The following is a 14,098-nucleotide window of genomic DNA, read 5'->3' as shown; positions in this document are numbered from 1 at the left end:
GGGAGAATCTAAGTCCGCCTCAGCGCGCCAGCACTGCTTCCGCCTCGGCCAGATGCAGCCGCTCGACCATCTGGCCGTCCAGCCGGATCGCGCCCTTGTCCGCATTCTCCCGCTTGGCAAATGCCGCGACGATCGCCCGCGCGCATGCCAACTCCTCCTCGCTCGGACCGAAACCGGCGTTCGCCGCATCGATTTGCGACGGATGGATCAACGTCTTCCCGTCGAACCCCAGCATCGCGCCCTGAGCGCACTCGGCCGCGAAGCGCGCAGGGTCGTCGAGCGCGTTGCACACGCCGTCCAGCGCGACGATCCCCGCCGCACGCGCGGCCATCACGATTGCGGTGAGCGCGGGGATCAGCGGGGTGCGATCCGCCCCGGGACGGCACCGCATGTCCTTGGCGAGATCGTTGGTACCGGCGATCAGCGCCGTCAGCCGTGACCCCCAAGCCGCTTGCGACAGCGCAGGGAGTGACAGGATCGCGGCACAGGTCTCGATCATCGCCCAGATCGGCGGGCCCGCCTCGCCCAGCGACGTGCGGATTGCCTCCAGATCGGACGGGTAGGACACTTTGGGTACGAGAACGGCGTCGACGCCTATGGCGCGTACCGCAGCGATGTCGTCCGCGTACCACGGTGTGCCGAGGCCGTTGATCCGCACCACGAGTTCGCGCGCGCCGAACCCGCCTTCGCGTACCGCCTCGACGACCCGGTCGCGCGCGGCGGCTTTTTCGTCCGGCGCGACCGCATCCTCCAGGTCGAGAATGACGACGTCGCAATCGAGCTTCCGTGCCTTCGCGATCGCGCGCGTGTTCGACGCGGGCATGTAGAGCGCGCTGCGGCGGCGGCGCGTCATGGGCGATCCACCATCAGCGCCCTCGTGACCCCGTTGGTCCAGCCGAAGCCGTCCTGGTTGGGATATTCGCCGCCACCGCCTGGCTTGCGCTCGACCACGTCGTATTTCTCCAGCAGCTTGCCGCTCGCCTGATATTCGCGGTCGACCGACGCGAGCCAGGCCTTGGTGATCCGGTCGGCAAGCGCGGTCTCGCCGTAGCCGCGCAGGCCCTGGATCGCGATCCATTGCAGCGGCGCCCAGCCGTTCGGGTCGTCCCATTGCTGGCCGCTGCCGATCAGCGTCGTGCGCAAGCCGCCTTCGCCGACGAACGGGCGGAGTGCGGTGGCGGTCGCCTTTGCCTGATCGGGCGTGGCGACCTTGGCAAACAGCGGGAACGCCATCGCGGCGCTGGCGAAGTCGTTCGCGCGGTTGGTGTCGAGGTCGTAGTCGGCGAAAAACCGCCCGTTCCACAGATGCTGGCGGATCGCGGCGGCGCGCGCGGTCGCTTGGGCGGTGTACGACGTCGCGCACGCGGTGTCGCCGAGCGTCCGGCAGTTCGCGGCGATCGCCTGCTCCATGCCGACCATCAGGCTGTTGAGGTCGACCGGCGCGATCCGCGTGGTGCGGATCGTCGCGAGCGTGCGGCCGTCCGCCAGCCAGCGCGACGAGAAGTCCCAGCCGCTTTCCGCTGCGGCTCTCAAGTCGCGGAATAGTTCTCCGCGATTACGCGACGGCGTACGGTCGGCGAGTTCGGCGTCCTCGCGATAACTCTCGTCGCGGGGATCGTCGCGGTCGTCCCAATAGCGGTTGAGCAGCGCGCCGTCGGGCAGGCGGACGGCACGGCGCGATTGCTGGCCGGGCTTGAGAGTCTCGGCGCCGGCCATCCAGAATGCGTGTTCGGCACGGAGTTGGCGGTTGCGCGTCGCCAGCGTCCTGGGATCGCGCGACAGGCCGGCGATCAGGTAGAAGAACGGTGGTTGCGAGCGGCTGAGATAATAGGTGCGCGTGCCGTTGGGGATATGGCCGTAGCGGTCGATCAGGCTGCCGAAGTCGACGACCATGTCCTCGACCAGATCCTGCCGCCCGGACCGCTGGACGCCGAGCAGCGTGAAATAGCTGTCCCAGTAATACATCTCGCGGAAGCGGCCGCCGGGGACGACGTAACGCTTCGGCAGGGTCAGCGCGGACGAGCCTGTCGGGACGGTCGTCTGCGTCCGTGTCAGTTGCGGCCAGAGCGCGTCGATGTGCGCCTTCAGCGTCAGCCGCTCGGCCGATGGCGGTGCGGCGGGCGTCGTCGGGATCGTGAAGTTCGCCGCGACGAACCGGCGCAGCGCGGGTTCGGCGTCGCAGCGGCATTTCGCATAGTCGGCGAGGATGGCCTTCGCCGGCCGCTTGGGCGTCGCGTCGGCGAAGGTCTTCGAATCCGGGAACAGCCCGCGCATCTGCACCGCCTTGTAGAGCGGGCCGAACATCTGCGCGGGAGACTGCGGCGCGGGCGATGCCGCGACCAGTAGGGTCGATAGCGCGAGCAGCCCGTAACGGCGCATCAGGTGACGACGTCCGGTGCGTTACGGCCGGTGTGTTGTTCGATGCCGGCGATCGACTCCGCCGCCGCGACGATGCTGGCGAGCATCTCGCCGGTATCGCGGTCGAGGTCGCCGCCGACCGGCTCGTAGCGTTCGAGGTACACGCGCAGGGTCGCGCCGCTGGTGCCGGTGCCCGACAGGCGGAACACGACGCGGTTGCCGCCAGCGAACAGGATGCGGACGCCCTGGTTGCGGCTGATCGAGCCGTCGGTCGGGTCGGTATAGGCGAACTCGTCCGCGGTCTCGACGGTCAGGTCGCCGAACTGCTGGCCGGGGAGGGTAGCGAGGCTCGCGCGGAGGGAGGCCATCAACGCGTCGGCGCGCGGGGTCTTGATCCCCTCGTAATCGTGGCGCGCGTAATAGTTGCGGCCGAACTTCGCCCAATGATCGCGGGCGATCGCGTCGACGCTCTCGCCGCGGACCGCGAGGATGTTGAGCCACAGCAGCACCGCCCACAGGCCGTCCTTCTCGCGGACGTGATCCGAGCCGGTGCCCGCGCTTTCCTCGCCGCAGATCGTCGCCATGCCGACGTCGAGCAGATTGCCGAAGAACTTCCACCCGGTCGGGGTCTCGTAGGCGGGGATGCCGAGCGCTTCGGCCACGCGGTCGGCGGCGGCGCTGGTCGGCATCGAGCGGGCGATGCCCTTCAGGCCACCGGCGTAGCCCGGCGCGAGGTGCGCGTTGGCGGCCAGCATCGCGAGGCTGTCCGAGGGGGTGACGAAGCGATGCTTGCCGATGATCAGGTTGCGGTCGCCGTCGCCATCTGATGCTGCGCCGAAATCGGGCGCGTCGGGGGCCATCATCGTTTCGTAGAGTTCGTGCGCGTGGACGAGATTGGGGTCGGGATGGTGGCCGCCGAAATCGGGGAGGGGTTCGCCATTGCGGACCGTGCCGGGCGCGAAGCCGAGGCGGCGTCCGAGGATCTCGGTCGCGTAGGGTCCCGTGACGGCGCTCATCGCGTCGAACGCCATCGTCAGTTTGGCGGCGCGGATCGCGTCGAAGTCGAACAGCGTTTCCATGAGGGCGGCGTAATCCTCGACGGGATCGACGACTTCGACGGGCATGTCGCCAACCGTGACTTCACCGTCGCTGTCGAGGTCAATGTCGTCGGCATCGACGGTCAGCCAGCGATCGATCTCGAGCGTCCGCGCATTGATCGCGTCCGTCACGCCCTCAGGTGCGGGGCCGCCATTGGCGATGTTGTACTTGATCCCGAAATCCTCGTCGGGGCCGCCCGGATTGTGGCTTGCCGAGAGGACGAGCCCGCCGATCGCGCCACGCTTGCGGATCATGTGGCTGGCGGCAGGCGTCGAGAGGATGCCGCCACGCCCGACGATCACGCGCCCGAAACCGTTCGCCGCGGCCATGCGGATCGCGACCTGGATGACTTCGCGGTTGAGGAAGCGGCCGTCACCGCCGATGACCAGCGTTGCGCCGGCCTTGTCCGCGACGACATCGAACACGCTCTGGACGAAGTTCTCGGCGTAGTTCGGCTGCTGGAAGACCTTCACCTTCTTGCGCAGGCCCGACGTGCCGGGCTTCTGGTCGGTGTAGGGCGTGGTCGAAACGGTGCGGATCATGCGGGCTCCAGGAGGCTCGAATAGAGGTTTGCGTAGCGGCGGCCGCTCTCGTCCCACGAGAAGTCCGCGCGCATCGCGTTGCGCTGCAACATGGCCCAGCGATCGGGGCGTGCATAGAGGGCGAGCGTTCGACGCAACGCGTGGCTGAGCGCTTCCGGCGTGACGCCGTCGTGCTGGACGCCGGTGGCGACACCCGCGGCGATCGCGGCTTCGTTGGCGTCGATCACGGTGTCGGCGAGCCCGCCGGTGCGCGCGACGACGGGGATGCAGCCGTAAGCGAGGCCGTAGAGCTGCGTCAGGCCGCAGGGTTCGAACCGCGACGGGATCAGGATCGCGTCGGCGCCACCTTGCAGCAGGTGCGAGACGGGCTCGTCATAGCCGATGCGGACGCCGATCCGGCCGGGGTGGCGTTCGGCGGCGGCGAGGAACGCGCGTTCGAGGTCCGCGTCGCCGGAGCCCAGCAAGGCGAGCCGGCCACCGAGTGCGACGAGTTCGTCAAGCGCACCGACAAGGACGTCCATCCCCTTTTGCCCGGTAAGGCGGCTGACGACGGTGAAGAGCGGGCCGTCTTCGGTGTCGAGACCGAACAGCGTCTCGATCGCACGCTTGTTGATGCGGCGGCGGGCGAGCGTGCGCGCGGTGTAGCGGGCGGGGAGCGTCGCGTCGGTTTCGGGGTTCCAGACGGCGGGGTCGATGCCGTTGACGATCCCCGTTACGCGGTTCGCGCGATCGTTGATCAGGCCTTCGAGGCCCATGCCGAATTCGGCGCGGCGGATTTCTGCGGCGTAGGTCGGGCTGACGGTGGTGATCGCATCGGCGGCTTCGAGGCCGGCCTTCAGATAGCCGACGCCGCCATAATATTCGACGCCGTCGAGCGCGAAGGCGATGTCGGGCAGCGCGAGGTCGGCGAAGATGTCGTAGCCGTAGCGCCCTTGGAACGCGATGTTGTGGATGGTGACGACAGTCTTGGCGGGCTTGGCTGGGCCGGGGGCGTAGCGGAGATAGGCGGGGGCCATCGCCGCCTGCCAGTCGTGCGAATGGAGGATATCGAACGCGTAGCCGGGGACCGCGCCCGAGGCGAGGTCGGCGGCGGCGCGGCTGAATGCGGCGAAGCGGCGCCAGTTGTCGGGCCAGTCCGCGCCAACCGCGTCACCGTAGGGGCCGCCGCCTCGGGCGAACAGCGCGGGGGCGTCGAGGACGAGGAGCGGGTGGTCGCCGATCTTCGCTTTCAGGATGCGGGCTTCGGCGCCGAGCAGGTCGGTATAGCGGTGGACGACTTTCGCGCGCTTGGTAACGGCGGCGAGCGCGGGGTAGCCGGGGAGGAAGGTGGTCAGCGCCACACCGTGCGGCGCGAGCGCGGCCGGCAGCGCGCCGACGACGTCCGCGAGACCGCCGGTCTTGATGATGGGATAGGCTTCGGAGGCGACGGAGAGGACGCGCATCAAATCCTCCCCGGCACGGGGAGGGGGACCGTTCGCCACTGGCGAATGGTGGAGGGGGCTGGCCGCCACCGTACCGCTTGTGGAAGCCCCCCTCCACCATGCGATGCATGGTCCCCCTCCCCGTGCTGGGGAGGATTTGCCTTGATCATCACGCGGTCAGCCGGTCGATCATGGATTTGGTCACCAGCACCACGCCGCTGTCCGTCCTCCGGAAGCGCTGTGCGTCCGACTCGGCATCTTCGCCGACGATCAAACCGTCGGGAATTTCCACGCCGCGATCTACTACCACCTTCGACAGTCGTGCGCCGCGGCCGATGACGCAGTGCGGGAGGATCACCGCCTGATCGAGCATCGAGTAACTATGCGCGCGCGTGCCGGTGAAGATCAGGCTGCGGTGGATCGAGGAGCCGGAGATGATGCAGTCGCCTGATACCAGCGACGACACCGCCTCGCCGCGGCGGCCGTCGTCGGCATGGACGAACTTGGCCGGCGGGGTGACCTCCGAATAGGTCCAGAGCGGCCAGCTGCGGTCGTACAGATCGAGCTTCGGCACCACGTCTGTGAGGTCGATGTTCGCCTCCCAATACGCATCCACCGTGCCGACGTCGCGCCAATAGGCCTCGACCTCGAGCCCCGACCGCACGCAGCTGTCGGAGAAGCGATGCGCGACCGCCTTGCCGTGCTTGACGAGGTAGGGGATGATATCCTTGCCGAAATCGCGCGCGGAACCGGGCGTTTCGGCGTCGCGGCGCAGTTCGTCGAACAGCAATTTGGTATGGAAGACGTAAATCCCCATCGATGCCAGCGCGATGTCCGGATTGCCGGGTACGGCAGGCGGATCGGCGGGCTTCTCGACGAAATCGGTCACGTTGTCGTGCTCGTCGACCGCCATCACGCCGAACGCGACCGCTTCCATCCGCGGCACTTCGAGACAGGCGATGGTGACGTCCGCGCCGGTCTCGCAATGCTGTTGCAGGATCAGCTCGTAATCCATCTTGTAGATGTGATCGCCCGCCAGGATGACCATGTATTCGGGCGCGTGGCTCTCGATGATGTCGATGTTCTGGTAGACCGCGTCGGCGGTGCCTTCATACCATTGGAACTCGCTGATCCGCTGCGAGGCGGGCAGGATGTCGAAGCTCTCGTTGCGTTCCGAGCGGAGGAAATTCCAGCCGCTCTGCAGGTGGCGGATCAGCGAATGCGCCTTGTACTGCGTCGCGACGCCGATCCGTCGGATGCCGGAATTGATCGCGTTGGACAGCGCGAAATCGATGATCCGCGCCTTGCCGCCGAAATACACCGCGGGTTTCGCGCGCGTATCGGTCAGCTCCATCAAACGGCTACCACGGCCGCCTGCCAGCACGTACGCCATTGCGTCGCGCGCGAGAGGCTGTCCTCGCCGTTCTACCATTTTCGCTCTCCAGTCTCTGTTATCAGGTCGTATTAATAACGTCCGGCAACCCCGATCTGGTTCCGATGCCTACCAGATCGCGTTACTCTTCGAACTCCAGCATGATCGTCGCGAGCGGGGGCAAGGTGACCCAGGCCGCGCCGTCCTGTGCGACGACGCCGCCGAGATTGCCGAGGCCGCTGCCCCAATATTCATGCGCGTCGCTGTTGATGATCTCGCACCAGCGGCCGTCGATCGGCAGCGGAATGCGGTAGGGCGCGCGCGCGATCGGCGTCATGTTGGCGATGATCGCGACCGGCTTCGCGCCGGGGGCTTTGCGTAACCATGCGAACACCGAATTGGCGGCATCGTCGGCGATCAGCCACTCGAACCCTTCGGCCTCGCAATCGCGGGCGTGGAGCGCGGGCTTCTCGCGGTAGACGGTGTTGAGATCGCGGACGAGGTTGCGGATACCCTCGTGGCTGCGCGCGTTGCGCAGGCCCCAGTCGAGCGCACGGTCCTCGGACCACTCGCGACGCTGCGCGAATTCCTGGCCCATGAAGAGCAGCTTCTTGCCCGGATAGCCCCACATGAACGTGTAATAGGCGCGCAGATTGGCGAATTGCTGCCAGTCGTCGCCGGGCATCTTGGTCAGCAGCGAACCCTTGCCGTGGACCACTTCGTCATGGCTGAGCGGCAGGACGAAGTTTTCGCTGAACGCGTAGACGAGGCCGAAATTGATCTCGCCGTGGTGGTGCTTCCGGTGCAGCGGATCGCGCGCCATGTACTGGAGCGTGTCGTGCATGAACCCCATGTTCCACTTGAACCCGAACCCGAGTCCACCGCTCTTGCCGTCGTCGCCGACCGGCGCGGAGACGCCCGGCCATGAGGTCGATTCCTCGGCGATCGTGAAGACGCCGGGGTGCTGGCCGTAGATCTCGCGGTTCATGTCGCGGAGGAACGCGACGGCTTCCCAATTCTCGCGGCCGCCCTGCTCGTTGGGGATCCATTCGCCGGCCTTGCGCGAGTAGTCGCGGTACAGCATCGACGCGACGGCATCCACGCGGAGGCCGTCGATGTGATAGCGCTCGGCCCAGAACAGCGCGTTGTTGACGAGGAACGACGCGACTTCGCGCCGACCGAAATTGTAGATCGCGGTGTTCCAGTCGGGGTGGAAGCCGAGCCGCGGGTCTTCGTGTTCGTACAGCGCGGTGCCGTCGAAATGCGCGAGCCCGAACGCGTCGGTCGGGAAATGCGCGGGCACCCAGTCGAGCAACACGCCGATCCCGGCAAGATGCGCGCCGTCGACGAACCGCGCGAACCCTTCGACATCGCCGAACCGGGCGGACGGCGCATAGAGGCCGGTGGTCTGGTAGCCCCAACTCGGGTCGTAGGGGTGTTCGCTGATCGGCAGGAATTCGATGTGCGTGAAGCCCATCTCGACCACGTAGGGGATCAAGCGGTCGGCGAGCGCGTCCCAGGTCAGGAACCAGCCGTCGGCGTCGCGGTCCCACGATCCGGCGTGCACCTCATAGATGCTGATCGGCACGCGGCGGGGATCGACCGAGGACCAGTGTTTGCGGTGATCGGTATCGGCCCAGTCGTGCGCGAGTTTCCGCGTGATCGAGGCGTTGGCGGGGCGGAGTTCGGATGCGAACGCGAACGGATCGGCCTTGAGCGGTTGAAGCTGGCCATCGGGGCCGACGATCTCGAACTTGTACGCACGATATTCGCCGATGTCTGGGATGAAAATCTCCCACACGCCGACGTCGCCGCGCTTGCGCATCGCGTGGCGGCGGCCGTCCCAGTCGTTGAAGTCGCCGACCACCGACACGCGCTGCGCGTTGGGGGCCCAGAGCGCGAAGTGGACGCCGTGTGCGCCTTCGTGCTCGATCAGGTGCGCGCCCATCTTGTCGTGGAGGCGGCGGTGCGTACCCTCGGCCATCAGCAGGTCGTCGATCGGGCCGAGGACGGGGCCGAAGCTGTAGGGGTCGGTGACCCACCACGATGTGTCGCCCGCCTCCGCGTGGTATTTCACGGGCTGCGGGTCACCGTCTATCGGGCCTTCGAACAGGCCACGATCGTCGATGCGGGGGAGCGTGCCGAGCGCGGTGCCGTCGAGCGCATGCGCCTCGGCCTTGTCCGCGCCGGGCAGCCATACACGTGCGAATACACCGGTCGGGCCGTTGTGAACGCCGAGCAGCGAGAACGGATCGTCGTGACGCCCTTCGAGGAGGGCAACGATGGCGCCTTCGGATGGCTTCACATCACCGTCCAGATTTCCCGCGCATATTCGCGGATCGTGCGGTCTGACGAGAACCAGCCGACGCGCGCGACGTTGCGGACGGTCGAGGCGACCCACGCGTCGCGGTCGTTCCAGCGCGTGTCGACCGCGCGTTGTGCGGTGGCGTAGCTGTCGAAATCGGCGGCGAGCATGAACCAGTCGCCCTCGTACAGCCCGCCCATCAAGCCGGCGTAGCGCGTCTTGTCGTCGGGTGAGAACACGCCGGACGCGATCGCCGACACTGCCTGGCGAAGTTCGTTCGAGCCGTCGATTACCGCGCGCGGATCATAGCCATTGGCGCGCTTCGCCTCGACCTCGTCCGCGGTCATGCCGAAGATGAAGATATTGTCGTCGCCGACGCGGTCCTTGATCTCGATGTTCGCGCCGTCGAGCGTACCGATCGTTAGCGCGCCGTTCATCGCGAACTTCATGTTGCCGGTGCCAGACGCCTCGAGGCCGGCGGTCGAGATCTGTTCGCTGAGGTCGGCGGCGGGGATGATCTTCTCCGCCAGCGACACGTTGTAGTTGGGCAGGAACGCGACCTTCAGCAGGCCACCGACCGACGGGTCGGCGTTGATCCGGCGGGCTACGTCGTTCGCCAACTTTATGACGAGTTTCGCGTTGTGATAGCTCGAGGCTGCCTTGCCCGCGAACAGCTTCACGCGCGGCGTCCAGTCGCGTTCGGGATGGCTGCGGATCTGGTCGTAGAGCGCGACCGTCTCGATGATGTTGAGCAACTGGCGCTTATATTCGTGGATGCGCTTGATCTGCACGTCGAACATCGCGTCCGGGTCGATGCGGAGCCCCATCGTCTCCTTGATGTGATTAGCCAGTGCCACCTTGTTCGAACGCTTCACGCTCGAAAAGCGCTCCCTGAAACCGGAATCGTCCGCGAAAACATCCAGATCGACGAGCTTTTCGGCATCGTCGAGGAAGCCATCGCCGATCGCGTCGCGGATCAGTGCGGTGAGGCCGGGGTTGCACTGCTGGAGCCAACGGCGCGGCGTGATGCCATTCGTCTTGTTGTTGATCCGTGTCGCGTAGAGCTTGTGGAGATCGGCGAAGACCGTCTTCTTCATCAGCTGCGTGTGGAGCGCGGCGACGCCGTTGACGCTGTGCGAGCCGGCAAAGGCGAGGTTCGCCATCCGCACGCGTCGCTCGCCGCCCTCGTCGATCAGGCTGATCGCCGCGATCGCGCGGTCGTCTATGCCGTCCGTGCCGCGCGCCTCACGCAGCAGCTTGGCGTTGATCGCGTAGACGATCTGCATGTGGCGGGGGAGGAGGCGTTCGAACAGCGGCAGGGGCCAGCTCTCCAGCGCCTCGGGCAGCAACGTGTGGTTGGTGTAGCCGAAGGTGGCGCGCGTGATCTTCCACGCCTCGTCGAACGCGAATTCGTGATGGTCGATCAGCAGCCGCATGAGCTCGGCGACCGACACCGCGGGATGCGTGTCGTTGAGCTGGATCGCGGCCTTGTCGGGCAGCGTGCGGATGTCGCCGAAATACTGGATGTGGCGGCGGACGATGTCCTGGATCGACGCGGACGAGAAGAAATACTCCTGGCGCAGGCGGAGTTCCTGGCCGGCGGCGGTGGAGTCGTTGGGGTAGAGGACGCGCGTGAGCGTCTCCGCGCGCAGCTGGTCGGCGAGCGCGCCGGTGAAATCGCCGGCGTTGAAGCGGTCGAGCTTGATCGGATCGAACGCGCGGGCAGTCCACAGCCGGAGCGTGTTGACGTGCTTGCCGCGCCAGCCGACGACGGGGGTGTCGACGGCGGTCGCCTCGACCGCCTCGGACGGGCTCCAATGGACCTGGCCGTTGTCCGCGACGGTCACTTCGCCGCCGAAGCCGACGAAATAGGCGCTCTCGCGGCGTTCGAACTCCCAAGGGTTGCCGTGCGCGAGCCAGTTTTCGGGCATCTCGACCTGCCAGCCATCGTCGATCCGCTGGCGGAACATGCCGTTCACGTAGCGGATGCCGTAGCCGTAGGCGGGGAGCGCGAGGCTCGCCATGCTCTCCATGAAGCAGGCAGCGAGCCGGCCTAGGCCGCCATTGCCGAGCGCCGCGTCGGGCTCGATCTCCTCCAGTTCGGCGAGGTTGACGCCGTGGAGCTTTAGGGCCTGCGTGACCTCGTCGTTGCGCTGGAGGTTGGTCACCGCGTCGCGCAGCAGCCGGCCGATCAGGAATTCGAGGCTGAGATAATAGACGCGCTTGGCGCCCGCTGCGTGCGCCGCCTTGGTCGAGGCCATCCAGCGTTCGACGATGTCGTTGCGCACGGTCAGGATCGTCGCGGCGAGCCAGTCGTGTGGCCTCGCTGCCTGGGCGTCCTTGCCGATGCGGTGGACGAGCGTGTCTAGGATCGAGTCGGCGAGATCTTGGGCGGGCTGCTGTACGGCGGGGTCTGAGGTCACGCGGCTTCCGAAATCGTTACGGTCGCCGTGATCCTAACCCTCCGCGAGCCGATGTCACGCGGACTTCCTTCCCGTCTCGGAAAAGATGCTTGCCGATCAATGTTTTGATTTTGGATAAACCCATCACCGCGCTGGGGCGGTGGTGGACAGGGTAGGGTTCGAACCTACGTAGGAGAAACTCCGGCAGATTTACAGTCTGCTGCCTTTAACCACTCGGCCACCTGTCCAGGCCGCTCTTGCGAACGTCGCTCTCTCAAGCGAGGCGGCTCAATGGCGAAGCGCGCCCGGTGTGTCAACGCAGCTTTTGCGAAGTTTCGCGCTTCGGTGTTGCCGCAGAGGCCGAATGCCGACAAGGACGCGTGCATACACAGACACGATAGAGAGCGAATATGGCACGCAAGGGACACAGGCCGAGCAAGGCACCGGCAGGCCGCCCCCGCTTCTGGGGCAAGCACGCAGTCGGGGCGGCGCTCGCCAATCCGGAGCGCACGGTGCGGAAAATCCTCGGCACGCGCGAGGCGCTGGCCGGGTTCGACCTGCCGGCCGACGTGCCGGTGACCTATGCCGAGGCGATGGATCTGGCGCGGCTGGTGCCGGGCGATGCGCCGCACCAGGGCGTGGTGATCGAGGTCGAGCCGCTCGAGGACATGTGGCTGGCGGATCTGCTGGAGCACGGCAAGGACGACAACCGCCCGCTTGTGATCCTCGATGGCGTGACCGATCCGCATAACGTCGGCGCGATTTTGCGCTCGGCGGCTGCGTTCGATGCGCTGGGGATTATTACACCGGATCGTAATGCACCGCCGGAATCGGGGACGATCGCTCGGGCTGCGTCCGGGGCGCTTGAGAGCGTGCCTTGGATCCGGGTGGTGAACCTTGCGCGCGCTCTGGAAGAGATCGCGGCGGCTGGCTTCTGGCGGATCGGGCTTACGGGCCACGCGACGCAGACGCTGTCGGAGGCGATGGGGACGCAGCGGATCGCGATCGTGCTCGGCGCCGAGGGCGAGGGCATGCGGCAGAATACGGAGCAGCATTGCGACGAACTGGCGAAACTGCCGATCTCGGAGAAGGTGGAGAGCCTGAACGTGTCGAACGCCGCAGCGATCGCGCTGTATGCGATAACGACGCGGTGACCTGAATTCCCTCTCTCCGACGGGGAGAGGGAAGGGGCCCGCCGCACTTGCGGTGGGAAGGGAGAGGGGCGTGAGGCTCGGGACGTTCCATCCTAACAGCCCCTCTCCCTTCCGTCGCCTACGGCTCCTCCCTCCCTCTCCCCGGAGGGGCGAGGGACTGGGGCTTAATCCTCGGCGGCGATCCGGACTTTCAGGCCGTCGAGGCCCTCGGTCAGCTCGATCTGGCACGACAGGCGCGAGAACTCGTCGCGGTCGCTGGTCGAATCGAGCAGGTCGTCCTCGTCCGGCCCCATCGGCTTGAGTTTGCCCGCAAACTCCGGGTCGACATGGACGTGGCAGGTGGCGCACGAGCAGCAGCCGCCGCATAGCGCCAGGATCTCGTCGATCCCGGCGTCGCGGATGACTTCCATCACCGAAAGGCCGGATTCGCCCATGATTTCGCGTTCTTCCCCTTCGCGCGTCACGACGATAAGCTTGGGCATGCTGTCCTCCGAAAAACTTCCGCCGATCCATGGCGTTACCGCCGCGCGCGATCAAGCGTCTTGGCGCCCGACATGGGGCTGAGCGCAGACCAACTCGACACCGCGATGGCGGCCCTGTGCGCGATCGAGCCCGCCTTCGCGGTCGCGGTCGGCAATGCCGGCCACCCCGCGCCGCGGATCAGCGAGCGCGGCTTCGCGACGTTGCTGCGGACGATCGTCGGCCAACAGGTGAGCGTCGCCTCGGCGGCGGCGGTGTGGACCAAGCTCGACGCGGTGGTCGGCGGCGCGGGCGATCCGGCGAAGATCGCCGCCGCCAGCGACGAGGTGCTACGCAGCGCAGGTCTCTCGCGGCAGAAGCTTGGCTATGCCCGCAGCCTTGCCGACGAGGTGACGAGCGGCCGGCTCGACCTGACCAACCTGCCCGAGGACGACGAAGAGGCGATCGCCGCGCTGGTGCGCGTGAAGGGGATCGGCCGCTGGTCGGCGGAAATCTACCTGCTGTTCGCGGAAGGGCGGACGGACATCTGGCCGGCGGGCGATCTCGCGATCCAGATCGAGGTCGGGCGGATCCTTGGCCACGAGACGCGGCCGAGCGAGAAACTGACGCGCGAAGTAGCAGAGGCCTGGCGCCCGCACCGCGGTGCTGCGGCGATCTTCGCGTGGCATCATTACCAGGCGGACATGAAGGTGATCTGATCTCCTTCTTCGCTTCTGTTCCACACCCCACTCCATCCGTCATCCCACCGCACCCCACCCCACCCCACCCCACCCCACCCGTCATCCCAGCGAAAGCTGGGATCTCCCCGTTCGAGTCGTGACACCCGCCAACCGGGATACCCCAGCTTTCGCTGGGGTGACGGACGGGGGGCGACGGGCGGAGAGCGACGGGCGGGGGACGGACGGAGGGCGACGGACGGGGGCGACGGGTGATGTGCGGGGGCGGGATGACGGAACCGGGGGCGGG

General features: G+C 66.9%; 10 protein-coding genes and 1 tRNA gene. 2 read left to right on the top strand and 9 right to left on the bottom strand.

Annotated features, from left to right (window positions below; translation table 11 throughout):
• Window positions 1-19: 19 nt before the first annotated feature.
• From SPHN_RS11605 to SPHN_RS11570, 8 genes are all read right to left on the bottom strand, one after another.
• A complete protein-coding gene (locus SPHN_RS11605; RefSeq protein WP_248523477.1) occupies window positions 20-853 on the bottom strand; it encodes an HpcH/HpaI aldolase/citrate lyase family protein in 834 nt (277 codons plus the stop codon).
• Window positions 850-2,379, bottom strand: coding sequence for an alpha,alpha-trehalase TreA (gene treA, locus SPHN_RS11600; protein WP_248523475.1), 1,530 nt, complete (start codon window positions 2,377-2,379; stop codon window positions 850-852). Before treA ends, SPHN_RS11605 begins: the two co-directional genes overlap by 4 nt.
• Entirely contained in the window at window positions 2,379-3,998 is a 1,620-nt protein-coding gene (locus tag SPHN_RS11595) for an alpha-D-glucose phosphate-specific phosphoglucomutase (protein ID WP_248523473.1), read from the bottom strand. Before SPHN_RS11595 ends, treA begins: the two co-directional genes overlap by 1 nt.
• A complete protein-coding gene (gene glgA, locus SPHN_RS11590; protein WP_248523471.1) occupies window positions 3,995-5,440 on the bottom strand; it encodes a glycogen synthase GlgA in 1,446 nt (481 codons plus the stop codon). The genes SPHN_RS11595 and glgA overlap by 4 nt, the downstream gene beginning before the upstream one ends.
• A 148-nt stretch (window positions 5,441-5,588) precedes the next feature.
• Entirely contained in the window at window positions 5,589-6,851 is a 1,263-nt protein-coding gene (glgC, locus tag SPHN_RS11585; RefSeq protein WP_248523469.1) for a glucose-1-phosphate adenylyltransferase, read from the bottom strand.
• An 82-nt stretch (window positions 6,852-6,933) separates the two neighbouring features.
• Complete coding sequence (gene glgB, locus SPHN_RS11580) at window positions 6,934-9,096, bottom strand: 1,4-alpha-glucan branching protein GlgB (protein WP_248523467.1); 2,163 nt, start codon at window positions 9,094-9,096, stop codon at window positions 6,934-6,936.
• A complete protein-coding gene (locus SPHN_RS11575) occupies window positions 9,093-11,519 on the bottom strand; it encodes a glycogen/starch/alpha-glucan phosphorylase (protein ID WP_248523465.1) in 2,427 nt (808 codons plus the stop codon). The genes glgB and SPHN_RS11575 overlap by 4 nt, the downstream gene beginning before the upstream one ends.
• 140 nt (window positions 11,520-11,659) lie before the next feature.
• Window positions 11,660-11,746, bottom strand: a tRNA-Tyr gene (locus SPHN_RS11570).
• Window positions 11,747-11,908: 162 nt separating this feature from the next.
• Between SPHN_RS11570 and rlmB the strand changes: the two genes are divergently transcribed.
• Window positions 11,909-12,652 carry a 23S rRNA (guanosine(2251)-2'-O)-methyltransferase RlmB gene (rlmB, locus tag SPHN_RS11565; protein ID WP_056055070.1) on the top strand — a complete coding sequence of 248 codons (744 nt, stop codon included), beginning with the start codon at window positions 11,909-11,911 and terminating at the stop codon, window positions 12,650-12,652.
• Window positions 12,653-12,816: 164 nt separating this feature from the next.
• On the opposite strand, the gene SPHN_RS11560 is transcribed toward rlmB, so the two are convergent.
• Complete coding sequence (locus SPHN_RS11560) at window positions 12,817-13,134, bottom strand: 2Fe-2S iron-sulfur cluster-binding protein (protein WP_248523463.1); 318 nt, start codon at window positions 13,132-13,134, stop codon at window positions 12,817-12,819.
• Between the two features lie 72 nt (window positions 13,135-13,206).
• On the opposite strand from SPHN_RS11560, the gene SPHN_RS11555 reads away from it, so the two are divergent.
• Entirely contained in the window at window positions 13,207-13,830 is a 624-nt protein-coding gene (locus SPHN_RS11555; protein WP_248523461.1) for a DNA-3-methyladenine glycosylase family protein, read from the top strand.
• Window positions 13,831-14,098 lie beyond the last annotated feature (268 nt).

This window comes from Sphingomonas faeni (genome assembly GCF_023195535.1).
Lineage (GTDB): Bacteria > Pseudomonadota > Alphaproteobacteria > Sphingomonadales > Sphingomonadaceae > Sphingomonas > Sphingomonas faeni_B.
Note: the sequence above shows the minus strand (reverse complement) of the source record. Positions and strands in the feature narration are given on the sequence as shown.